Source organism: Profundibacter amoris, from assembly GCF_003544895.1.
GTDB lineage: Bacteria > Pseudomonadota > Alphaproteobacteria > Rhodobacterales > Rhodobacteraceae > Profundibacter > Profundibacter amoris.
On the sequence record NZ_CP032125.1, the window covers coordinates 1,328,828 to 1,350,240 of the forward strand.

The 21,413-nt window shown below is 58.6% G+C and carries 21 protein-coding genes and 1 tRNA gene; 14 read left to right on the forward strand and 8 right to left on the reverse strand.

The window, feature by feature from the left end:
• Positions 1 to 22 precede the first annotated feature (22 nt).
• Positions 23 to 99 (reverse strand) — tRNA-Ile (locus tag BAR1_RS06635).
• A 134-nt stretch (positions 100 to 233) separates the two neighbouring features.
• On the opposite strand from BAR1_RS06635, the gene purM reads away from it, so the two are divergent.
• The 3 genes from purM (at position 234) to rnd (ending at position 3,096) form a co-directional block, all read left to right on the forward strand.
• Positions 234 to 1,280 carry a phosphoribosylformylglycinamidine cyclo-ligase gene (gene purM / locus BAR1_RS06640; RefSeq protein ID WP_118942292.1) on the forward strand — a complete coding sequence of 349 codons (1,047 nt, stop codon included), beginning with the start codon at positions 234 to 236 and terminating at the stop codon, positions 1,278 to 1,280.
• Entirely contained in the window at positions 1,277 to 1,870 is a 594-nt protein-coding gene (purN, locus tag BAR1_RS06645; RefSeq protein ID WP_118942293.1) for a phosphoribosylglycinamide formyltransferase, read from the forward strand. The genes purM and purN overlap by 4 nt, the downstream gene beginning before the upstream one ends.
• A gap of 68 nt (positions 1,871 to 1,938) precedes the next feature.
• A complete protein-coding gene (gene rnd, locus BAR1_RS06650) occupies positions 1,939 to 3,096 on the forward strand; it encodes a ribonuclease D (RefSeq protein WP_118942294.1) in 1,158 nt (385 codons plus the stop codon).
• On the opposite strand, the gene BAR1_RS06655 is transcribed toward rnd, so the two are convergent.
• On the reverse strand, positions 3,093 to 3,551 hold the full coding sequence (locus BAR1_RS06655; RefSeq protein ID WP_118942295.1) for a hypothetical protein: 459 nt from the start codon (positions 3,549 to 3,551) through the stop codon (positions 3,093 to 3,095). The genes rnd and BAR1_RS06655 overlap by 4 nt on opposite strands.
• Positions 3,552 to 3,682: 131 nt before the next feature.
• Here BAR1_RS06655 and BAR1_RS06660 point away from each other — a divergent pair, with 131 nt between their 5' ends.
• Complete coding sequence (locus BAR1_RS06660) at positions 3,683 to 4,111, forward strand: SufE family protein (RefSeq protein WP_118942296.1); 429 nt, start codon at positions 3,683 to 3,685, stop codon at positions 4,109 to 4,111.
• Here BAR1_RS06660 and BAR1_RS06665 read toward each other — a convergent pair.
• The 5 genes from BAR1_RS06665 to BAR1_RS06685 form a co-directional block, all read right to left on the reverse strand.
• Positions 4,108 to 4,749: a DUF1638 domain-containing protein gene (locus BAR1_RS06665; protein ID WP_118942297.1), complete on the reverse strand. Its 642-nt coding sequence runs from the start codon at positions 4,747 to 4,749 to the stop codon at positions 4,108 to 4,110. The genes BAR1_RS06660 and BAR1_RS06665 overlap by 4 nt on opposite strands.
• 17 nt (positions 4,750 to 4,766) lie before the next feature.
• Positions 4,767 to 5,468, reverse strand: coding sequence for a corrinoid protein (locus tag BAR1_RS06670; protein WP_118942298.1), 702 nt, complete (start codon positions 5,466 to 5,468; stop codon positions 4,767 to 4,769).
• Positions 5,469 to 5,587: 119 nt separating this feature from the next.
• Positions 5,588 to 6,601 carry a betaine--homocysteine S-methyltransferase gene (gene bmt, locus BAR1_RS06675; RefSeq protein ID WP_118942299.1) on the reverse strand — a complete coding sequence of 338 codons (1,014 nt, stop codon included), beginning with the start codon at positions 6,599 to 6,601 and terminating at the stop codon, positions 5,588 to 5,590.
• Positions 6,602 to 6,694: 93 nt separating this feature from the next.
• Entirely contained in the window at positions 6,695 to 8,554 is a 1,860-nt protein-coding gene (locus tag BAR1_RS06680; RefSeq protein WP_118942300.1) for a phosphatidylglycerol lysyltransferase domain-containing protein, read from the reverse strand.
• 153 nt (positions 8,555 to 8,707) lie between these two features.
• Positions 8,708 to 9,022: a DUF1476 domain-containing protein gene (locus BAR1_RS06685; RefSeq protein ID WP_118942301.1), complete on the reverse strand. Its 315-nt coding sequence runs from the start codon at positions 9,020 to 9,022 to the stop codon at positions 8,708 to 8,710.
• A gap of 187 nt (positions 9,023 to 9,209) precedes the next feature.
• On the opposite strand from BAR1_RS06685, the gene purC reads away from it, so the two are divergent.
• The 6 genes from purC (at position 9,210) to BAR1_RS06715 (ending at position 17,274) form a co-directional block, all read left to right on the forward strand.
• Entirely contained in the window at positions 9,210 to 9,971 is a 762-nt protein-coding gene (purC, locus tag BAR1_RS06690; protein WP_118942302.1) for a phosphoribosylaminoimidazolesuccinocarboxamide synthase, read from the forward strand.
• A gap of 12 nt (positions 9,972 to 9,983) precedes the next feature.
• Positions 9,984 to 10,223, forward strand: a complete 240-nt coding sequence (gene purS / locus BAR1_RS06695) for a phosphoribosylformylglycinamidine synthase subunit PurS (RefSeq protein WP_118942303.1) — start codon at positions 9,984 to 9,986, stop codon at positions 10,221 to 10,223.
• Positions 10,223 to 10,891: a phosphoribosylformylglycinamidine synthase subunit PurQ gene (gene purQ / locus BAR1_RS06700; RefSeq protein ID WP_118942304.1), complete on the forward strand. Its 669-nt coding sequence runs from the start codon at positions 10,223 to 10,225 to the stop codon at positions 10,889 to 10,891. Before purS ends, purQ begins: the two co-directional genes overlap by 1 nt.
• A gap of 36 nt (positions 10,892 to 10,927) precedes the next feature.
• Entirely contained in the window at positions 10,928 to 12,691 is a 1,764-nt protein-coding gene (locus tag BAR1_RS06705) for a sensor histidine kinase (RefSeq protein ID WP_118942305.1), read from the forward strand.
• Between the two features lie 11 nt (positions 12,692 to 12,702).
• Positions 12,703 to 14,034, forward strand: a complete 1,332-nt coding sequence (locus tag BAR1_RS06710) for a sigma-54-dependent transcriptional regulator (RefSeq protein ID WP_118942306.1) — start codon at positions 12,703 to 12,705, stop codon at positions 14,032 to 14,034.
• Between the two features lie 498 nt (positions 14,035 to 14,532).
• Complete coding sequence (locus BAR1_RS06715; RefSeq protein WP_118942307.1) at positions 14,533 to 17,274, forward strand: Rne/Rng family ribonuclease; 2,742 nt, start codon at positions 14,533 to 14,535, stop codon at positions 17,272 to 17,274.
• 59 nt (positions 17,275 to 17,333) lie between these two features.
• On the opposite strand, the gene BAR1_RS06720 is transcribed toward BAR1_RS06715, so the two are convergent.
• On the reverse strand, positions 17,334 to 17,561 hold the full coding sequence (locus tag BAR1_RS06720) for a sulfurtransferase TusA family protein (RefSeq protein WP_118942308.1): 228 nt from the start codon (positions 17,559 to 17,561) through the stop codon (positions 17,334 to 17,336).
• Between the two features lie 114 nt (positions 17,562 to 17,675).
• Here BAR1_RS06720 and BAR1_RS06725 point away from each other — a divergent pair, with 114 nt between their 5' ends.
• The 4 genes from BAR1_RS06725 to BAR1_RS06740 all read left to right on the forward strand — a co-directional run bounded on the left by BAR1_RS06725 (position 17,676) and on the right by BAR1_RS06740 (position 21,411).
• Complete coding sequence (locus tag BAR1_RS06725) at positions 17,676 to 18,428, forward strand: cytochrome c biogenesis CcdA family protein (RefSeq protein WP_118944377.1); 753 nt, start codon at positions 17,676 to 17,678, stop codon at positions 18,426 to 18,428.
• 56 nt (positions 18,429 to 18,484) lie between these two features.
• Positions 18,485 to 19,723, forward strand: coding sequence for a hypothetical protein (locus BAR1_RS06730; protein ID WP_118942309.1), 1,239 nt, complete (start codon positions 18,485 to 18,487; stop codon positions 19,721 to 19,723).
• Positions 19,720 to 21,105, forward strand: coding sequence for a cytochrome P450 (locus tag BAR1_RS06735; RefSeq protein WP_118942310.1), 1,386 nt, complete (start codon positions 19,720 to 19,722; stop codon positions 21,103 to 21,105). The genes BAR1_RS06730 and BAR1_RS06735 overlap by 4 nt, the downstream gene beginning before the upstream one ends.
• 96 nt (positions 21,106 to 21,201) lie before the next feature.
• The gene (locus BAR1_RS06740) at positions 21,202 to 21,411 is read left to right on the forward strand and encodes a hypothetical protein (protein WP_118942311.1); all 210 of its coding nucleotides are present in this window, start codon (positions 21,202 to 21,204) and stop codon (positions 21,409 to 21,411) included.
• Positions 21,412 to 21,413: the final 2 nt, after the last annotated feature.

The following is a 21,413-nucleotide window of genomic DNA, read 5'->3' on the forward strand; positions in this document are numbered from 1 at the left end:
GTGAGGATTTGTTGAAAACCCGTGGTAGGCCCGGCAGGACTCGAACCTGCGACCAAAGCGTTATGAGCGCTCTGCTCTAACCAACTGAGCTACAGGCCCACTGTAGTCATGGGCGCATGGGTATTTGTGTGCAGCGCTTTGGTCAAGGGGTGTTTTGTCCGTTATGATGGACAGAAGGGGGCATAGTTGTTACTGCGCTGCTAAACGGATTCTATTCCAAGGGGTGCTGCCAGATGACTTCGGGTAAAAACGGTTTGACATATGCCGATGCCGGTGTGGATATTGATGCGGGCAACGCATTGGTCGAGCGGATAAAACCCGCTGCCAAACGCACCAAGCGCCCCGGGGTGATGTCGGGGCTGGGCGGCTTTGGCGCGCTGTTTGACCTAAAGGGTGCGGGCTATGTTGATCCGGTGCTGGTGGCGGCAACCGACGGGGTTGGCACCAAGCTGCGCATCGCGATTGATACCGGCAATGTTTCCACCATCGGCATTGATCTGGTGGCGATGTGCGTCAATGACCTGATTTGTCAGGGGGCCGAGCCGCTGTTTTTTCTGGATTATTTCGCCACCGGCAAGCTGGAGCTGGATCAGGCCACGCAGATTATCGAGGGCATCGCCAAGGGCTGTGAATTGTCCGGCTGTGCGCTGATTGGCGGCGAAACGGCGGAAATGCCGGGGATGTACCACGATGGCGATTTTGATCTGGCCGGTTTTGCCGTGGGCGCGATGGAACGCGACACGGCCCTGCCTGATGGCGTGGCGGCGGGCGATGTGCTGTTGGGGCTGGCCAGTGATGGCGTGCATTCCAACGGGTATTCTCTGGTGCGCAAGGTGGTCGAGGTTTCCGGCCTGGGCTGGGATGCCGATTGCCCGTTTGGCGATGGCACTTTGGGCGCGGCCCTGCTGGCGCCCACACGGCTTTATGTGAAATCGACGCTGGCGGCGATACGGGCAGGGGGCGTGCATGCGCTGGCCCATATCACAGGCGGCGGGTTGACGGAAAACCTGCCACGGGTGTTGCCCGAAGGGGTGGGGGCGCAGGTGGACCTGTCGGCATGGGACTTGCCGCCGGTGTTCAAATGGCTGACCAAAACGGCCGGAATGGAGCAGGTCGAACTGCTGAAAACCTTTAACGCCGGGATCGGCATGGTGCTGGCCGTATCCGCGGATCGTGCCGACGCCATCACCGACCTGCTGCAAGCCGAGGGTGAAACGGTGTTCCGCATCGGTCAGGTGGCCGATGGGGCGGGTGTTTCCTATACAGGTGCGCTTTTGTGAGTAAACAGGTGGCAATACTGATTTCGGGCGGCGGCTCGAACATGGTAGCGCTGGCGCAATCCATGACCGGGGACCACCCCGCGCGCCCCGTTCTGGTGCTGGCCAATAATGCCGATGCCGGTGGCCTGCAAAAGGCATCCGATATGGGGATTGCCACAGCCGTGGTCGATCACCGTCCCTTTGGCAAGGATCGCGCGGCGTTCGAGGCCGCGTTGACGCGAACACTGGAACAGGCGCGGCCCGACATCATTTGCCTTGCCGGTTTCATGCGGGTGCTGGGGACCGAATTTGTCACCCGCTGGCAGGGGAAGATTTTGAACATCCACCCGTCATTATTACCCAAATACAAAGGGTTGCACACCCATGCCCGCGCGATTGAGGCGGGGGATGATCAGGCCGGATGTTCGGTGCATCTGGTCACAGCCGAACTGGATGGCGGCCCCGTTCTGGGGCAGGCGCGGGTGCCGGTTTTTCCCGATGACACGCCCGATACCCTTGCCGCGCGGGTACTGCCGATGGAACACCGGCTTTACCCCGAAGTGTTGCGCCGGTTTGCGGCAGGGGACCAAACGGTGGTCAATTTGTCCTGAGGCTTTCCATTTCTGGTGAAATTGCGTAAGACACCGCCAACCAGTCCCAATCCGAGCAACAGAGCTTCATGAAAACCCTGACCACCACGCAACAGTTGGCCGATTTCTGCGAAATGGCCGCGAAACACCCCTATGTGACGATCGACACCGAATTTCTGCGCGAACGCACCTATTATTCCAAACTGTGCCTGATCCAGATGGCGGTCAAAGGCGATGACAAGGACTGCGCGGTTCTGGTTGATCCGCTGGTTAATGGGCTGTCGCTGGAGCCGCTCTATGAGCTGTTTCGTAACGAGGATGTGGTCAAGGTGTTCCACGCCGCCCGCCAGGATCTGGAAATTTTCTTTATCGAAGGCGGGGTGTTTCCCAAGCCGCTGTTCGACACGCAGGTCGCCGCGATGGTGTGTGATTTCGGCGAGCAGGTGGGCTATGAAACACTGGTGCGCAAGATTGCCAAGGAACCTCTGGATAAATCGTCCCGCTTTACCGACTGGTCGCGCCGCCCGCTGACGGATGCGCAGAAAACCTATGCGATTGGCGATGTGACCCATTTGCGGGTGATCTACGAATTCCTGAAAGACAAGATTGAAAAAACCAATAGAACCAAATGGGTAGAGGAGGAACTTAAGGTTCTTCTAAGCCCTGAAACCTATATCATCCAGCCGGAAAATGCGTGGAAACGGGTGAAAACCCGCAGCAATTCGGGCCGCTTCATGGCGATTGTCAAAGAGCTGGCGGCGTTTCGCGAAACCTATGCCCAAGGGCGCAATGTGCCGCGCAACCGTGTTTATAAAGACGAGGCAATGCTGGAACTGGCCTCGACCAAGCCAAAGACCATGCAGGATCTGGGCCGTTCGCGCCTGCTGCAACGCGAGGCCCGCAAAGGCGAGATTGCCGAAGGTATTCTGGCCGCTGTGGCCAAGGGTTTCGAAACCGATCCGGCAGATTTCCCCAAACCCGACAAGTCGCGTGAAAAGCTACAGGTGAATCCGGCGTTGGCCGATTTGCTGCGGGTGCTGTTGAAATCCAAGGCCGAAGAGGCCGGCGTGGCGCTGAAACTGATCGCTACATCCGCCGAACTGGACCGGATTGCGGCAGGGCAGCGCGACGGGAAATCGCTGTCGGGCTGGCGTAACGAGGTATTCGGCAAAGACGCCTTGCGCCTGTGTGACGGTGAAATTGCCCTGACGGCGCAGGGCACGGCAGTGAAGGTCGTAGACCTTTAGCGGCGGGTCGAGCGGGCGTTTTTCGCCCCGACCACACGGATCTGGCTCACGCCTTGCAGTTTGATGTTCGACACAAACCGCGCCACCACCACTTCGCGGCTTTGCGGCGTGGAAACCCGTTGAAAATCAATCGGTTCCTCAATGCGGAATTGATAGGTCAGCACACCTTTTACCGGCTTTTCATCATTTTCGGCAATCAGTTCGGCATCCCAATACCCCTGGGTCGGGGGCAGGCCGGTTGCACGGATGATGGCGCCGCCGGGTGTCTTTTCAACCGACATGGAAACCACTTGTTGCACCAACCCGCGCGGGTCAATGATCACGGTCGGGTCGGGCAATTCGGCAAGGGTTTCCTGCGTGCTGCCGCGTTTGAACCAGTTGAACGGGTTCAGTTTGGTGGCACAGCCTGTCAGCACAAGCGTGCCCAGCAATAATGCAGCAATCGGTGTTCTCATGGTGTCAGGCCCCTTCGTTCCATGTAACCGAATTAGCCGATTGCGCAGGGTTTGAAAACCCGTCTTGTGCGGTCTGGACCTTTCTGCTTTGGCCCACTATCTGATGGGACACAAAATGAAGGAGCAGGCAGATGGCAACCGAAGCCTTTGAAGACATCGCGGAGAATTTCGAATTTCTGGACGATTGGGAGGACCGCTACCGGTTCGTGATCGATCTGGGCAAGGCGATGGACCCGCTGGAGGACGCGCTGAAGGTGCCCGCGACCAAGGTCGAGGGTTGCGCTTCGCAGGTGTGGATCGCAGCACAGGTTGACGGCAGCGGGCCAGATGCGGTGTTTCGGTTTCGCGGTGACAGCGACGCAATGATCGTGCGCGGTCTGGTGGCGGTTCTGGTGGCGCTGTTCAACGGGTTGACCGTGGCCGAGGTGCTGAAGGTGGACGCGGGTGGCGAGTTGGCGCGGCTTCAATTGAACGATCATTTGTCGGCACAGCGCAGCAACGGGTTGCGGGCGATGGTGGAACGCATCCGCAAAATCGCGGGCGAGGCGGCGGCGGGTTAGGTCGCGACTTGTTCCAATGTGCTGGCCAGATCACCATATCCGGTAAAGCGCCGCTCGTATTTCAGCCCCAGGCGGCTGGCACATTCGCGGGCCTTTTCATCCAGATCGGGCGCATCGGTTTGCGCCTGATACACCAGTTTTTCGTAATTGCCGAAATACATTTCCAGCAATTCCGGGTGCCGGTCCAGCCCCATCGGTTTCCAGACAAAGGCATCAAACTGGCGCACCAGAAAATCGGTCAGGTAAAAGGCTGTGCATTCGTCTTCGGCAATTTCGGCAAAGGCGTCGTTGCCTTCGAAAAATGAATAGCAATGCGGCCCCTGCATCATCTCCACACCCAGTTCGGCGCATTTTTTCTGCAACATCCCGCCGGTGCCACAATCGGCGTAAACCACGAAGATCTCGTCATAATCCGCACGGTGTTTTAGCACCATTTCCTCGACCGCAGCGGGGATGCGGTCCGGATACAGGTGCAGGTTGGCGGGCAGGCAGGTCAGGCTGATGTGATCCCAGCCGTTGCGTTTGACCAGCGTCAGGATTTCATGTGCCAAGGCCCCGCAGGCCAGCAGCAGGATTCGCGCCTTGCTTGCTGTCGGAGCAAGGCCGCTTTCAGTCAGGGTTTTGTCATCCGGTGTCATAATTCCGCCTTGCCGGATCAGCCCGCCGCCATCTGGTTATGTTTGCGCAACATCAGATCCTTGGCCGTTTCCACAGCCACCGCCGCATCGCGGCAGTAAGCGTTGGCGCCTATGGCTTTGCCGAATTCCTCGTTCAAGGGGGCGCCGCCGACCAGCACGATATAATCGTCACGGATGCCTTTTTCGATCATCGTGTCGATCACCACTTTCATATAGGGCATGGTGGTGGTCAGCAGGGCGGACATGCCCAGAATATCGGCATCTTCACGGGTCAGGGCGTCCAGATAATCCTCGACCGGGTTGTTGATGCCCAGATCAACAATTTCGAAACCGGCGCCTTCCATCATCATCGAAACCAGGTTTTTGCCGATGTCGTGGATGTCGCCCTTGACCGTGCCGATCACCATTTTGCCCATGCGCGGCGCGCCGGATTCGGCCAGCAGCGGTTTCAGGATGGCCATGCCGCCCTTCATCGCGTTGGCGGCCAACAGAACCTCGGGAACAAACAGGATGCCGTCGCGGAAATCGGCCCCGACGATGGTCATGCCAGCCACAAGGGCTTCGGTCAGAACGCGGTAGGGTTCCCATTTGCGGTCCAGCAGGATGGTCACACCTTCCTCGATTTCCTCTTTCATGCCGTCATACAGGTCATCGTGCATTTGCAGCACAAGTTCGTCGTCAGACAGTTCGGACAGGATCAGATCATCTTCTTCGGCCATGGTTTCTTTCCCTGACTGGCGCGTGTCGCGCGGTTTTCTTTTGCCCAGATTGGCGGTTTGTCACCGGCCGGTATTGGCCACTTGCGACATGGACCGTTCCGGCAACGACCAAAACGGGGCTAACCCCTGTTGCGGCGGCGGTTTTTGCGGGCGGCGGGGGTGGCGTCATCGGTGCCGTCCGACGCCGAGGAGAACCCGCCAAGCACTTCGGCGATGGTTTCCAGTGTGGGGCGCGGGCCGGGTGTGTGGGCCTCGAGCGCGGCGCGCATGGCGACCAGATGTTCGGGCGTGGTGCCGCAGCAGCCGCCAATGATCGTAGCCCCGCAATCGGCGGCCAGACAGGCATATTTGCCCATCAGTTCCGGTGTGCCGTCATAGTGGATATGGCCATCGTGGAATTTCGGGATGCCGGCGTTGCCTTTGGCAATGATCGGGCGTTCCGACCCTTGCGCGGCAAAGCCGAGGATGGTGCGCAGAAGGTCTGCTGCCCCGACGCCACAATTGGCGCCATAGGCAATCGGCGGGTTTTTCAGCTTTTCGACCATATCGACCATGCCGGCCGACGTCAGGCCCATCATGGTGCGCCCGGCGGTATCGAAACTCATCGTGCCGCACCATGGCATATCGGCCAGCGCAAAGGCTTCGGCGGCGGCTTTGTATTCTTCGGGGGCGGAAATGGTTTCGCACCACAAAACATCGACGCCGCCTTCTTTCAGACCCTCGGCCTGTTCGTGGAAGATTTCGACGGCCAACTCGTGGGTCAGCTCGCCCATCGGGGCCATGATCTCGCCGGTCGGCCCAACCGAGCCGGCCACGATGATGGTCCGGCCTGCGGCATCGGCCACCTCGCGGCCCAGTTCGGCCGAGATGCGCGACAATTCGCGGGCGCGTTTTTCGGCCCCGTGCAGTTTCAGGCGCGAGGCATTGCCGCCAAAGCTGTTGGTCAGGAACAGATCGCTGCCCGCATTTACGGCCCCGCTATACAGGGCGCGGATTTTTTCGGGGTGCTCGACGTTCCATAGTTCCGGCGCATCGCCTGAACTCAGGCCCATGTTGAACAGCGTGGTGCCTGTGGCCCCGTCCGCCAGAATCCAGTCCCGTTCGGCCAGCATACGCGATAGGGCGTTGGTCATTGCAATAAACCTTTCATGCACGATTTCAGGCCGCACAAATGGCGGCCGGTTTGCGCTGGAATGCCACGACGGGCGGTCGGGCGCAATTGCATATTAATCATAATGATCTTGAGGCGGGCGATCGGCGGGGGAAATGGCGCAGGCTATGTCGAGGCCGGCCAGACAGAGGGCGGCCCGGTTCGGCGCGGCAATGTAGAGGGTTTGTTGATTGGGGGCAAAAGACATCTTGAATTGGCGCAAGCCATTGCCGGTGCCCTTATTCAGGATCTGTTGGAGCAACCGGTTCTGCTGCGGATAGGGCAGGGCAGCCAGCGACAGGCGCGGGATGTTGGCCGATGCCCCGTCCCGAATGGCCTGCATCAAAAGGGTGTGCATGGTGCCGTCGGGGGCATCCCCGTGCTGGCGCATCAGGTCCAGCGACCATTCGGTATGACAGGTATTCAGGGTGATGAACCCTTGCATCCGGTCGTTTCGCATCGCCAGATAGACCCGCTGGCTTTGCACAAAGTCAGGGTCAAATACCCCCATTGAAAACCGCCGCTCGCCACCGTTATGCCTGACCCATTCGTCCGAGATTGCCGCCATGTCCGGCAGGGGCAGGGTATCAGGGCGCAGGATCGAAATTCCGGCCGCTGCGGATTTGCGCAGTTTGCGGCGCAACTGGCGGTGGTTCGGGGTGTCGGGGGTGAATTTGCGCAGGTCCAGCCAGACCTCTTGCGCGATGGGCAGAACGTGAAACCCCATGCGGCGGGCGCGGGCGGCTGTGCGGGCGTTGCATTTGTAAAGACAGGGAATACGCGCCTGGGCAAAGGCGGCGCGGTGCAGGGTTTGCAGGGCGTCTGTTGTATGCTGTGGATTGAGCGGGTCCCGCAGGGCTGTCAGGGATTGGCCAGTGCGGGCCACGATCAGGGCAGCGGTGCTATCGGCTTGGGACAAAAGCATTTTGTCGCCCTGGCGCAGCAGATTGGCCTCGGCAAAGGGGGCGTTGGCGATCAGGTTGTTCAGGCGGGGGATTACGGCGGGTTTGGTCAGGGGAGCAGGTGTTTGTGTGGCCGGTTTAGCGCCGTGCGCCAGCAGTCCCAGCCCCAGCAGCGCCGGCAGGGCGTAGTAAACCGCCCGAAAGGCCAGAACCGCGCCCAGCACCGGTTCGGCCCCGACATCGGGCAGCAGTGCCAGCAGGGTTACCTCGAACGGGCCGACCCCGCCGGGGGTGCCGGACAGCAGTGCGGCGCCAAGGGCCAGCAGGAAGGCGGGGTAAAGCGTGGAAAAACTTGTCCCAACAACATCGGGCAACAGGATATAGAGCGTGGCAGCAGCGGCCATTGTATCCAGCACGGACAGGCTGATGATCGACAGGATCGCGGGCAGGGCGGGCCACCGGATGCGCCGGTTGAACAGTGTCAGCGGCGGGGCAAACAGCGACGCGGCGATCAATGCGCCGGCCCCCGTCAGCGGCACCACCACCAGCCATGGCGGCACGAGCGGGGAAAGCAGTGCCACAGCCACCCCCGTCACCACCGCCCAGCCTGCCAGAAAGGAAAGGGCCACCGCAGCGGACAGGCGGGTGGCCTGCCACAGGGACACGTCCGGCAACATCCGCCAGCGCACCAATGCGCCGGTGAAAACCCCCATGCCCAGTGTTTGCGAAATCGCGATTCCGGCGATTCCCGCGCGGTGGGCCTGTTTTTCGCAGGTTCCGGTTGCCAAAATCCGGTGCACCACGGCGTCATAACGGCCAACCGCCCAGAAACTGCATCCTGTGGCCAGCAGGGCACCGGCCCATTGCAGCGCGCCAACCGCATGAAACCCCTGCCAGATGGCCGAATGATCCAGCCCTGACAAACGGTCGTAAAACAGCGCAACGAAACCGGCAGCCAACAGCAGCAGGACCCCTTGGCGCGGGGCGTATTTGCGGACCTGCATGGCCAGAATGGATGGTGTCGCCTTTGGCATCGCGCCCCCTTTGCCCGTCAGAACAGGGGTGGGGATAACAGCGCAGGGTTGCCTTTGGCTTAACGTCTAAAATTTGATCTATAAAAAACGGGCATCCCCTGACAGGAACGCCCGTGCGTTTACTTTAATGTCGCCCGACAAGATGTTGAAATATCAGACTTCTGACATAACCTGTTCTTTGGCGACGGCCAGCAGTTCGGTCATTTTGGCGCGGATTTCATCGGCGCTGGATTTGTCACCCAGATCACCGGCAACCTTGCGCACAACGTCTTCGTGACCGGCTTCTTCCAGATCGGAAATAACCACTTCTTTGGCATAGGCCTCGGCCTCGTCACCGGATTTGCCCAGCTTTTCGGCGGCCCACAGCCCCAACAGCTTGTGAGAGCGCGCATTCACCTTGAACTGGATTTCGGCGTCATGGGCGTATTTGTTCTCGAAGGCGGTTTCGCGGTCGTCGAATGTGCTCATTATATCCTCGCTTGGGAAAAAGGTTCGTGTTCCTATCTGATATGCCCTTGCGCGGGCCATATCGCAAGGGGGCAGCGACAGTTTATCGCCACTTGCACCACATTGCGGGATTGCGGGATGGCAGGGCATGTCGTATAGGCGCGGGCAACAGGCACTTAATTTCTGCCCCGACCGGATCGGAGACCCCATGTCGCGACGCAAGATGATTTACGAAGGCAAAGCCAAAATCCTGTACGAAGGCCCCGAGCCTGGCACATTGGTGCAATATTTCAAGGATGATGCCACCGCCTTTAACGCCGAGAAGATGGATGTGATCGACGGCAAGGGCGCGTTGAACAACCGTCTTAGCGAATTCTTTATGAAGGGGCTGATGCAGATCGGTGTGCCGACCCATTTCATAAAACGTCTGAACATGCGCGAACAGTTGATCCGGCAGGTCGAGATCATCCCGCTGGAAGTGATCGTGCGCAATGTGGCCGCCGGTTCGATCTCCAAACGTCTGGGGATCGAGGAGGGCACACAACTGCCGCGCCCGATTGTCGAGTTTTCCTACAAGGATGATGCATTGGGCGATCCGCTGGTGCCCGAGGAATATATCATCGCCTTTGGCTGGGCCAGCCAGCAGGATCTGGACGATATCGTGTCGCTGGCGCTGCGGGTGAATGATTTCATGTCCGGTGTGATGATGGCGGTCGGGATCAAACTGGTGGATTTCAAGATCGAGATCGGCCGTGTCTGGGAGGGGGATTTCCAGCGGCTGATCGTGGCCGATGAAATCAGCCCCGACAGTTGCCGTTTGTGGGACGTTGAAACCGGCGAAAAGCTGGACAAGGACGTGTTCCGCCGTGATCTGGGCAATCTGGCCGATGCCTATACCGAAGTGGCGCGCCGCCTAGGTGTGCTGCCTGTAAACGGGCCGCAGCCCGGCAAACCAACGCTTGTCAACTAGGGGGATCAGGGGATGAAAGCGCGTGTGACTGTGATGCTGAAAAACGGGGTTCTGGACCCGCAAGGCGAGGCGGTGCACCACGCGCTGGACGCTTTGGGTTTTGACGGGGTGAACGGGGTGCGGCAAGGCAAGGTGATCCTGCTGGAACTGGCCGAAACCGATGCTGCCGCCGCCGAAAAAAACGTGGGCGAGATGTGCGAGAAGCTGCTGGCCAATACGGTGATAGAATCTTACAGCATCGAGATTCTGTGATGCGGGTCGGGATTGTCGTTTTTCCGGGGTCCAACTGTGACCGTGATCTGGAAGTTGCCTTTCGCGCTGCTGGTGCCGATGTCACGATGATCTGGCACAAGGAAACATCCCTGCCCAAGGGGCTGGATATGATCGGGGTTCCGGGTGGGTTTTCCTTTGGCGATTACCTGCGTTGCGGTGCGATTGCGGCGCAATCCCCGATCTGCCGCGCGGTGGTCGATCATGCCAAGGCGGGTGGCTATGTGCTGGGGGTTTGCAACGGTTTCCAGATCCTGACCGAAACCGGCCTGTTGCCCGGTGCGCTGCTGCGCAACGCCAACCTGAAATACATCTGCAAGACCATTCCCCTGACGGTGGAAAACACCGACAGCGCCTATACATCGGGGTACAGTCAGGGCGAACAGGTGATGTTCCCGATTGCCCATCACGATGGCAACTATACCGCCGACGCCGATACCGTTGCGCGTCTTGAGGGCGATGGGCGTGTGGCGTTTCGCTATGCCGACAACCCCAATGGTTCGACCGCCGATATCGCGGGGATCTTTAGCCAGAACCGCCGTGTGCTGGGAATGATGCCCCACCCCGAACGGGCGGCCGATGCAAAACATGGCGGCACCGATGGACAGGCGCTTTTCCGCGCGGTTGTCGGGGCGATGCAGCACGCCTAGCTTGAGGCGGGATGCGTTCAGGCGTAGACTGGCCCAATGAGCGGGAATTCCGATACAACAAAGACCGGGCCGGACCAACAGGGTAACCCCTGGCGGGTCCGGATCGCGATCCTGCTGCTGATCGCGATTGCTGTCGGTGTTGTCTGGGTCACCAATTCCCTGCTGACGGAACGCTTCACCGAAAGCACCCGTAACCGTGCGCAGGTCCGGATGACGCTCTATGCGGGGAACCTGATCAGCGAATTGAAGCGATCCTCGATTGTGCCGCAATTGCTGGCCCGTGATCCAACCCTGATCGGGGCGCTGAATTCACAGGATTTTGCCCAAAGCTCGCAACGGCTGATTTCCTATATTGACGAAATCGGCGCGGCGTCCCTGCTGTTGCTGGACAACTCTGGCCGCGTGGTCGCGGCGTCGGATCGTAGTCTGATCGGGGCGAACCACAGATCGGATGCCTATTTCGTAAACGCTGTGCGCTCGAACGACACAATTTTTACCGTAACCAAAGACGATAACGGCGCGGTGATGTTCACCTACTCGCGCAAGATGGAATACGCAGGTAGCCCGATCGGTGTGATCGTTGTCGAGGTGGACCTGAAACAGTTTCAAAACAGCTGGGCCGGCATTTCGGATGCGGTTTTTATTTCCAACAGCGAAGGGGAAATCCTGCTGGCAACCGAACCCCAGTGGCGGGGCCTGCACGAAGAAGAGGCGCTTCAACTGCGCTCTCCTTCGGCGGCGATCCAGCGGTCGATCCAGACAACAACCGACTGGGTTTCCCTGACCACATCGGCAAACCTGCTGGGGTCGGGCGTTATGCGACAAGAGGCGCGGATACCCTTTCAGGGGTGGAAAATGACCTCATTCACCACCTATGCGTCGGTGCGCCAGCGGGTGAACGGGGTGCTGGCGCTGGAAATCATGGGATTTGCCATCCTTTTGGCGCTGACGTTTTTCTTCCTGTCGCGCAAGGCGCAGGTGCAGTCGCGGTTTTTCCAGCGTGAATCGGCAGAACTCCGCCAGCTTAACCAGCGGCTACAGCGGGAAATTGCCGAACGCGAAAAGGCGGAAAAGAACCTTCAGGTGGCCGAACAGACCCTGGCGCAAAGCTCGAAACTGGCCGCATTGGGCGAAATGTCGGCAGCCGTTTCGCACGAGTTGAACCAGCCTTTGGCGGCGATGAAAACCTACCTTGCCGGCGCACGCCTTTTGCTGCGCCGCAAACGGCCGGAAGAAGCTGTTTCGTCGTTCCAGCGGATTGATGATCTGATTGAACGCATGGGCGCGATTACCAAGCAGTTGAAAAGCTATGCCCGCAAGGGGGGCGATTCGTTTGCGCCTTTGGACATGAGGGATGCAGTCAATTCGGCCCTGTCGATGATGGAGCCGCAACTGAAACGCCGCCATGTGGAAATCTCCAAAACCATGCCGCGCGAGGCAGTGATGGTGCTGGGCGATCGGGTGCGTGTTGAACAGGTGATTATCAACCTGTTTCGCAATGCACTGGATGCGACAAAAACCGTGAAGGATCCGCAGATCGACATCCTGCTTGCGGCCGGTGAAACCGCGCTGTTGACCATACGCGACAACGGGGCAGGGATCGAGGATCTGGATAGCCTGTTCGAGCCGTTCTACACCACAAAACAGGCAGGCGACGGGGTTGGCTTGGGGCTTGCCATTTCCTCGGGCATCGTGAACGACTTGGGCGGACGGTTGACCGCAAGGAACGCCACGGTGGGCGGGGCTGTATTTGAAGTGCAGTTGCCCATATTGTTAGATGAAACCGAAGCAGCCGAGTGAGACACTGAATTATGGCACAAGCAATGAAAATCGCGATTGTGGATGACGAGCAGGACATGCGCCAGTCGATCAGCCAGTGGCTGGCCCTGTCGGGGTTTGACACCGAAACCTTTGCCAATGCCGAGGATGCGCTGAAAAAGCTGGGGCCGGATTATCCGGGCGTGGTGGTCAGCGATATCAAAATGCCCGGCATGGACGGTATGCAGTTTCTGAAACGGCTGATGAGCGTGGATTCGGGCCTGCCGGTGATTATGATCACCGGTCATGGCGATGTGCCAATGGCGGTCGAGGCGATGCGTGTCGGGGCTTATGATTTTCTGGAAAAACCGTTCAACCCCGACAAAATGACCGAGCTGGCCAAGAAAGCCACCCAGAGCCGCCGCCTGACACTGGACAACCGCGCGCTGCGGCGTGAATTGGGGGATGGCACGGCGGTGATGAAAAAGCTGATCGGATCGTCGCCGGTGATGGAGCGCCTGCGCGAGGATATTCTGGATCTGGGGCAGGCCGATGGCCATGTGCTGATTGATGGCGAAACCGGAACCGGCAAAACGCTGGTGGCTCATGCACTACATGCGGTCGGATCACGGGCGGGCAAGAAATTCTCGCTGGTTTCCTGTGCGGCTTTCGAGGAAGAAGAGCTTGGCCGCCGCCTGTTTGGTCCAATGCTGGACGATGGCCCGCAGCCGCTGGTGGAAGAGGCCCGTGGCGGCACGCTGGTGCTCGAGGATATCGACGCGCTGTCGGATGGCCTGCAAGCGCGCCTGCTGACCTATATCAACGAGCAGGGCAGCCCTGCGGAAACCCGCATCGTGGCCATTTCCAACCTTCAGGCCGAGGATAAAACCGTCGAGGATGTGTTGCGCCCCGACCTTTATTACCGGCTGGCGGCGATGAAAATCACCCTGCCACCATTGCGCCAGCGGGGCGAGGACATCCTGACACTGTTTGCCCGCCTGTCCGAACAATTCGCCGAGGAATACGGCTGTGACGCGCCCGAGGTATCGGCGCAAGAGGCCGCACAACTGCTGCAAGCCCCCTGGCCGGGCAACATCCGCCAGCTGATCAACGTGGCCGAACGGGCAGTGCTGCAAAACCGTCGTGGCTCGGGCACCATTGCCAGCCTGCTGATGGCCGACAACGAGGAAACCCAGCCGGTGATGACGACCGAGGGCAAGCCGCTGAAGGAATATGTCGAGGCGTTCGAGCGGATGCTGATCGACAACACCATGCGCCGGCACAAGGGCAGCATAGTCAACGTGATGGACGAGTTGTGCCTGCCGCGCCGGACACTGAACGAAAAGATGGCGAAATACGGGTTGCAGCGGTCAGATTATCTGTAAATCATTGTTTATGCTATATTAACGAACACGCCGCGGGTTTTGAGGATTCAATGCCTGCGGCGCAGGTATTTAGGGGCAAGAAGAAGGCAAATTCACAGATTAACTATTTTCCCCATTGTAATTGCACCCCCATCCCCCTTATGTTCCATCCAAGGTGGTCAGCGCGACAGCAGTTGAACCACCGGACAAAAGTTTCGCTGTTCCCGAGGTTACGCAGAAAAAACACCTGCCAATTCCCGACAGAACAGACCGATTGGGTCGAAAGACCGGTATTTATGCCCTTGTGCCAACTGGCCGGGGCTTAACAGTTTGGACGCAAATATCAGCGTCCGGAGATAGAAACGCGATGCGACGCGAAAAGAATTCAGAGACTGCGACAGGGGCCGAAATGGCCGACCTGCGCATGTGCTGCGCGTCCCCCTTCGCCCTTACAAGACACCCCCTGCAATCAAAAAGCCCCCCGGGGTTACGGCGATTGCCGCGGTGCAATGAGAAAACATGGCTAAAAAGATGCTTATCGATGCCACCCACGCGGAAGAAACCCGCGTTGTGGTGGTTGATGGAACCAAGGTTGAGGAATTCGACTTTGAGTCTGAAAACAAACGCCAGCTAGCTGGCAATATTTATCTGGCAAAAGTTACACGGGTCGAGCCGTCGCTACAGGCGGCCTTTATAGACTACGGCGGAAACCGGCATGGTTTTCTGGCGTTTTCGGAAATTCATCCCGATTATTACCAGATCCCTGTCGCCGACCGCGAGGCCCTGCTGGCCGAGGAACGCGCCTATGCCAAGGCTATGGCCGAGGAAGACGAAAAACCCAAACCCAAACGCCGCCGCCGCTCGCGCTCGCGCAGCAAGGCCGAAGAGGTCAAGTCGGATGATTCCGTCGAGACAAAAGAAGTCGAGAACAACGGCGCATCCGGTATGGATGTGGTCGATCTGGGTGAAGAGTCCGTCGAGGGATCATCGCCAATGGAACTGGTCGCCGAAACACCGGTAGACACACCCGAATCCGGCGAGGCCGATGAGGCAGCCAAGGGCGAAACGCCCACCGACGCACCTGCTGACGATGTGAAAGCAGACGACGCGGATACGACGGATGATGCGGATGGCGAAGATGAACCGCTGGAAGCAACCGAAAAAGACGACCGGATTGAATCGGTGGCCGATGATGACGCCCCCGAGGAACTGCGCCGCGTGCGCAAACCCCGTCCGCGCCGTTACAAAATCCAGGAAGTGGTCAAGGTTCGCCAGATCCTTCTGGTGCAAGTGGTAAAAGAGGAACGCGGCAACAAGGGCGCGGCCCTGACCACCTATCTGTCGCTGGCCGGCCGTTATTGCGTATTGATGCCCAACACCGCGCGTGGCGGTGGCATTTCCCGCAAAATCACCAACGCCGCCGACCGCAAGAAACTGAAAGCCATTGCAAACGAAATCGAAGTGCCCGAAGGCGCCGGTCTGATTGTGCGCACGGCAGGTGCCAAGCGCACCAAATCCGAGATCAAACGCGACTACGAATATTTGCAGCGCTTGTGGGAAGAAATCCGTGCGCTGACGCTGAAATCCATTGCGCCTGCCAAGATTTACGAAGAAGGCAACTTGATCAAACGCTCGATCCGCGACCTGTATAACCGCGAGATCGACGAGGTTTTGGTGGAAGGCGAAGAAGGCTACCGCGTGGCCAAGGATTTTATGAAAATGATCATGCCGTCCCACGCCAAGAACGTGAAACTTTACAATGAATCCATGCCCTTGTTCGCCCGCTATCAGGTCGAAGGCTATCTGGCCAGCATGTTCAACCCGACGGTTCAACTGAAATCCGGCGGCTACATCGTGATCGGGATTACCGAAGCACTGGTGGCGATTGATGTGAACTCGGGTCGCTCGACCAAAGAGGGCAGCATTGAGGACACGGCGCTGAAAACCAATCTGGAAGCCTCGGACGAAGTGGCACGCCAGCTGCGTTTGCGCGATCTGGCCGGTCTGATCGTGATCGATTACATCGATATGGACGAGCGCCGCAACAACAACGCGGTTGAAAAGCGCCTGAAGGACCGGTTGAAGAACGACCGCGCCCGCATTCAGGTGGGTCGCATTTCCGGTTTCGGCCTGATGGAAATGTCGCGCCAGCGCCTGCGCCCGGGTATGATCGAGGCGACAACACAGCCCTGTTCGCATTGCCACGGCACCGGCCTGATCCGTTCGGATGAAAATCTGGCCCTGTCGATCCTGCGCCAGCTGGAAGAAGAGGGCACGCGCAAACGTAGCCGCGAGGTTCTGTTGAAGGCGCCTGTGGGCATCGCCAATTACCTGATGAACAACAAGCGCGAACATATCGCCCAGATCGAGGTGCGTTATGGCATGTCCGTGCGCATCGAAGCCGATCCGTTCCTTGTGTCGCCTGATTTCTCGATCGAGAAGTTCAAGACCGCCAGCCGCGTTGTCAAACAGGTCAGCGCGCCAGTGGTCTCGGGTAGTGCCGCGATCATGGATGATATCGATGATGCCGAGGTGGTCGAGGAAGAAACACCGGTGGAAGCCGTTGACGAGGGGGAAGCCGAGGCACAGCCCAAGAAGCGCCGCCGCCGTCGCCGTCGTCGTCGTGGCCGTGGTGGGGACAACGCCGAGGCAACGCAGAATAACGGTGAAGAAGCAGTGAATGCCGACGCAGCACCCGAGGGTGAAGCCATGGCAGAAGATGCGGCCAAGGACGAGGCGGCTACTGAAGCCCCAGCCGAGGCCGAGGAAAAAGCCGAGGACGAAAAGCCCAAGCGCAAGCCGCGCAAACGCGCCCCGCGCAAATCGGCCAAAGCGGCTGATGCGGAAACTTCGGAAGTGAAAACCGACGAGGCCGCTTCAAAAGAAGCTGCACCAGAGGAAGCTGCAGAAGAGCCGAAGAAAAAGCCGGTTCGCCGCCGTCGCAAGAAAGCGGATACCGAAGAAGCGCCCAAAGCCGGGGAGGCTGCAAAAGAAGCCCCTGAAGCCGAGGTCGCGGCCGAGGAAGAGAAACCCGCGCCCAAGAAACGCACACGGCGCAAGCCTGCTGCGAAAAAGGCCAAGGTGGACGAGGTTGACGCCAAGCCGGCAGAAGAAGCCGCGCCTGTAGCCGAAACCAAGCCCGAGCCGATAGAGGTAACACCCGAACCGGTTGCAGCAAAACCCGAGCCCACACCAGAACCCGCCCCCAAGCCAAAGGCAGACAAGCCCAAGCGCAAGGGCTGGTGGTCATTGGGCCGGTAACAACGGCAAGATAGAAAATGAAAAACCGGCGGGCCATGTGCTTGCCGGTTTTTTTATGCTCAGGCTTTGCGCACCAGATAGGTTTGGCCGTGCTCGCCCTGCGCCACTTCGATCAACTCGTGCCCCTGTTCATTGCAAAAATGCGGCACATCGATCACCGCTGCCGGATCATCCGCCAACAGCCGCACCACGGCCCCTGAAACATGGGTTTGCAGCCGCTTGCGCAGTTTCAAAACGGGCAGGGGGCAGAGCATGCCGATGGCGTCGATTTCTTCATCAATGGTCATGCCGAACTGGATAGGGCGGGATTTGTCACAAGTCCACGCAAATGTGACATTTCGGCAGGTGACGCGGCAGGAATGATCGCCTAAGAATGGGCAAACCAATTGGAAGGCCCCGTGATGTTCGGAATCGAAATTCTTGATGCAAGCCTGCTGCCCGCGATGTTTGTCGCTTTGATGGGTGGGTTGCTGTCGTTCCTGTCGCCCTGTGTCTTGCCGATCGTGCCACCCTATCTGGCCTATATGAGCGGCATGACCATGAGCGAAATGACCGGCGAAGGCGGCAAGCGCGGCGGGGCGATCATTCCGGCGCTGTTCTTTGTGCTGGGGCTTTCGACAATCTTTTTGTTGCTGGGGTTCACTGCCTCCGTATTCGGTGCGTTTTTTCTGCAAAATCAAGAGCTTTTCGCTAAAATATCCGGCGGGGTAATTGTGTTGTTCGGCCTGCATTTCCTTGGCATTTTCCGCATCCCTTTTCTGGACCGCGATACGCGGATTGACGCGGGGGATCAGGGAGGCTCGGCCTTTGGCGCCTATATTCTGGGGCTGGCATTCGCCTTTGGCTGGACGCCGTGTATCGGCCCGCAACTGGGCGCGATCCTGTCGATGGCGGCGTCCGAGGCCTCGGTGGCGCGTGGCACGGCTCTTCTTGGAATTTATGCGCTTGGGTTGGGTATACCATTTCTGTTGGCGGCGATTTTCATCCAGCGGGCGGTTGGTGTGATGAACCGTTTGAAACGCCATATGGGAATGATCGAAAAGGCGATGGGTCTGCTGCTGATTGCGGTCGGTATTGCCCTTATGACCGGCGCCTTCAGCGCATTTTCGTTCTGGCTGCTGGAAACATTTCCGGCACTTGCCAACATTGGCTAGCAATGCCGCGTCTTTGCGCTAAACTGCGGCCAGTTATGTAACGGGATTGCCAGTAGATGCAGGGTGAAGGCCAGACAGTCGCAAAGCGCAGGGTGTTCTATATTCCCGGCTATGACCCGATTCACCCGCGCCGCTATCGCGAATTATATCGGAGTGAAGGGGCGGAGCAGGCGAAAATTTCAGGATATACCCTTGATCTGTCCCCGAAGCAGGGCGGCGGGCGTTATGGCTGGCACGTTCAGGGCCGCATTGACGGCATGCAGGTGGAGGCCGATTTCGATGTGCTGGTCTGGTCCGATATCGTCAAATCCTCGATGGATCTGAATATCCCGCAAACCTATCTGGTGCTGACCCGCACGGCATGGACCTATATTGCCTCGGGGGCGTTGCGCCGGTTGATGTGGCTGCGCAAGGGGCCGGTGCTGACGGCGCTTTATCCGATCGGCATGCTGTTGTTGCAATTGCTGGTCGCGGTTTTTCTGGCGTGGTTTGTCGGGGCCATGATTGCCAAAGGCGTGCGGGTTCTGGTGGATTGGCCATTGGTTGCACGGATGCTGGGATGGGCGGCCGCACTACCGCTGATCGTCATGATCCTGCGCGGATTTCGCAAAATCGACAACAAGCTGTTTGCCTATTACCTGATGCATGATTACGCCTATTCCGCCCGCTCGAAGGGGCAAGACCCGCCAGAACTTGTGGCACGGATGGCTGAATTTGCCGATGAAATCTCCGCCGCGCTAAACAGCGATCTGGACGAGGTTCTGGTGGTCGGCCATTCATCCGGCGCGCATATCGGTGTGTCTGTGCTGGCCGATCTGATCCGCGCGGGCAGGGTGCCCAGGAATGGCCCCGCACTGGGGTTTCTGACGCTGGGGCAGGTGATGCCGATGGTGTCCTTCCTGCCCAGGGCATACCGCTTGCGCGCTGATCTGAAATACCTTTCCATGCGGGATGAACTGACTTGGGTCGATGTCTCGGCCCCCGGCGATGTCTGCGCCTTTTCCCTGTGCGATCCGGTGGCGGTCACCGGTGTTGCGCCAAAGGGCAAACGCTGGCCGCTGGTGATCTCGGCCGCATTTACACAAACCCTGTCCCCGAACCGCCGGGCCGCCCTGAAGTGGCGGTATTTCAGGCTGCATTTCCAGTATCTATGTGCCTTTGATCGCCCCGGCGACTATGACTACTTTAAAATCACCGCAGGACCGGAAACCCTGCATTCCCGTTACCGGAACCGGCAACCGTCAAAATCGCGCATTGACGTGCCGGCATCGCCTTTTACATCAGTGACCCCATGACATTACCCCCCAAACCCCCCTCGCGTGCAAACAAGGTTTCCTTTCTCCAGTATATCAAACTGTTTCGTCAGGATATTTTATCGGCCCAGCCTGCGCGTCTGTATCGGGCCTGGATGGCTGAATTTCGCACGCTGTTCTTTCGCTCTTACATGATCAACCAGCCCGGGCTGATCAACACGGTGCTGCGCGAGCGCCCCGATGATTTTCCCAAATCGGACCGGATAAAAGAGGGGCTGGCGCCGCTGCTGGGCAATTCGGTGTTTGTCACCAATGGCGAGGTCTGGAAGGCACAGCGCCGGATTATTGATCCGGCATTCGAGGGCGGGCGCCTGCGCGAAATCTATCCGGCGATCTGGGATGCGGCGGTGGCGGCGGTGGCGCGATTGTCGGAAAAGGCGGGGCAGGGACCGGTCGAAATGGAAGGGGTGACCAGCCATGTGGCGGCGGATGTGATCTTTCGCACACTGTTTTCCATCCCGATCGAAAATCAGGTCGCGGCCAGGGTATTTTCCGAATTCAAGGATTACCAGCGCAGCCAGCCGATAGTGAACTTCGCAGCACTGCTGCCGATGCCAAAATGGATGCCGCGGTTTTTCAACAAACGCACCAAAGAAACGGCGCGCAATATCCGCGGGTTGATTGCGCAACTGACCTATCAGCGGATGGAGGAAATGAAGGCTGGCACAGCGCCCGATGATCTGGCCACCAAGATCATGACCACGCCGGACCCTGAAACCGGCAAGTGTTTTACACCGGATGAAATGGTCGATCAGGTGGCGATATTTTTCCTTGCCGGCCATGAAACCAGCGCGTCCGCTTTGGGTTGGGCACTGTATCTTCTGGCCACCAATCCAGAGATGCAGGATCGTGTTGCTGCCGAGGCCGCCGAAGTGGTTGATCCCGAGGTGCCGTATTTTTCAGCGGTGTCGAAACTGAAGCTGACCCGCGATGTGTTCCGCGAAACGATGCGCTTGTATCCGCCGGTTCCGATGATGGTTCGGGAAAATACTTGCCCCGTGCAATTTCGGGGTCGTGATATCCGCAAAGGCGCGCAATTCGTTATCAGTCCGTGGCATCTGCACCGGCATGAACGCTTGTGGGACAGGCCGGATGAGTTCGATCCGGACAGGTGGCAAACGAAGGCCGGAAAAGCAAGCATGCGAGAGGCTTATATCCCGTTTTCCGCCGGATCACGGGTATGTCCGGGGTCGGGTTTTGCAATGATCGAAGGGCCGTTGATCCTTGCAATGTTGGTGCGCGCATTGCGATTCGAATCGGTCGAAAAGCCGGCTGTCATGCCGATTGCGCACCTGACTGTGCGCTCGAAAGAGGGGATTTGGCTGAAAGTTACGCTACGTCACGGCGAAAAACTGCCCAAATAGACATGAATATAGGCAAATTTCCCCCTCGGTTTTTCTGTCTCGCACGGCTATATTTTAACGAGTGATTAAATTTCGTGCCCAAGTTGAGGAAAGAGTATGTTTGCCATGTCTCGCAATACGCCGGCTTCTGTTAACGGTTTAGAAGAAGATGCATCGCCGCGTGCGGTGATCCGCATTGCTTTCCCTTCCTTTCGTAATGGGCGTGATAAAACAGATCTGAAAAATGCAAAGCCGCAGCCGACATCCCGTGAGGAACTTCTGGATCTGTTTGGTGACGAATTGCGCGGGCCGGTTAAATCCGAATAAAT

Coding starts and splice junctions, on each gene's coding strand:
- purM (WP_118942292.1), top strand. CDS start 234: ATGACTTCGGGTAAAAACGGTTTGACATATGCCGATGCCGGTGTGGAT.
- rnd (WP_118942294.1), top strand. CDS start 1,939: ATGAAAACCCTGACCACCACGCAACAGTTGGCCGATTTCTGCGAAATG.
- BAR1_RS06655 (WP_118942295.1), bottom strand. CDS start 3,551: ATGAGAACACCGATTGCTGCATTATTGCTGGGCACGCTTGTGCTGACA.
- BAR1_RS06660 (WP_118942296.1), top strand. CDS start 3,683: ATGGCAACCGAAGCCTTTGAAGACATCGCGGAGAATTTCGAATTTCTG.
- BAR1_RS06665 (WP_118942297.1), bottom strand. CDS start 4,749: ATGACACCGGATGACAAAACCCTGACTGAAAGCGGCCTTGCTCCGACA.
- BAR1_RS06670 (WP_118942298.1), bottom strand. CDS start 5,468: ATGGCCGAAGAAGATGATCTGATCCTGTCCGAACTGTCTGACGACGAA.
- bmt (WP_118942299.1), bottom strand. CDS start 6,601: ATGACCAACGCCCTATCGCGTATGCTGGCCGAACGGGACTGGATTCTG.
- BAR1_RS06680 (WP_118942300.1), bottom strand. CDS start 8,554: ATGCCAAAGGCGACACCATCCATTCTGGCCATGCAGGTCCGCAAATAC.
- BAR1_RS06685 (WP_118942301.1), bottom strand. CDS start 9,022: ATGAGCACATTCGACGACCGCGAAACCGCCTTCGAGAACAAATACGCC.
- purC (WP_118942302.1), top strand. CDS start 9,210: ATGTCGCGACGCAAGATGATTTACGAAGGCAAAGCCAAAATCCTGTAC.
- purS (WP_118942303.1), top strand. CDS start 9,984: ATGAAAGCGCGTGTGACTGTGATGCTGAAAAACGGGGTTCTGGACCCG.
- purQ (WP_118942304.1), top strand. CDS start 10,223: ATGCGGGTCGGGATTGTCGTTTTTCCGGGGTCCAACTGTGACCGTGAT.
- BAR1_RS06705 (WP_118942305.1), top strand. CDS start 10,928: ATGAGCGGGAATTCCGATACAACAAAGACCGGGCCGGACCAACAGGGT.
- BAR1_RS06710 (WP_118942306.1), top strand. CDS start 12,703: ATGGCACAAGCAATGAAAATCGCGATTGTGGATGACGAGCAGGACATG.
- BAR1_RS06715 (WP_118942307.1), top strand. CDS start 14,533: ATGGCTAAAAAGATGCTTATCGATGCCACCCACGCGGAAGAAACCCGC.
- BAR1_RS06720 (WP_118942308.1), bottom strand. CDS start 17,561: ATGACCATTGATGAAGAAATCGACGCCATCGGCATGCTCTGCCCCCTG.
- BAR1_RS06725 (WP_118944377.1), top strand. CDS start 17,676: ATGTTCGGAATCGAAATTCTTGATGCAAGCCTGCTGCCCGCGATGTTT.
- BAR1_RS06730 (WP_118942309.1), top strand. CDS start 18,485: ATGCAGGGTGAAGGCCAGACAGTCGCAAAGCGCAGGGTGTTCTATATT.
- BAR1_RS06735 (WP_118942310.1), top strand. CDS start 19,720: ATGACATTACCCCCCAAACCCCCCTCGCGTGCAAACAAGGTTTCCTTT.
- BAR1_RS06740 (WP_118942311.1), top strand. CDS start 21,202: ATGTTTGCCATGTCTCGCAATACGCCGGCTTCTGTTAACGGTTTAGAA.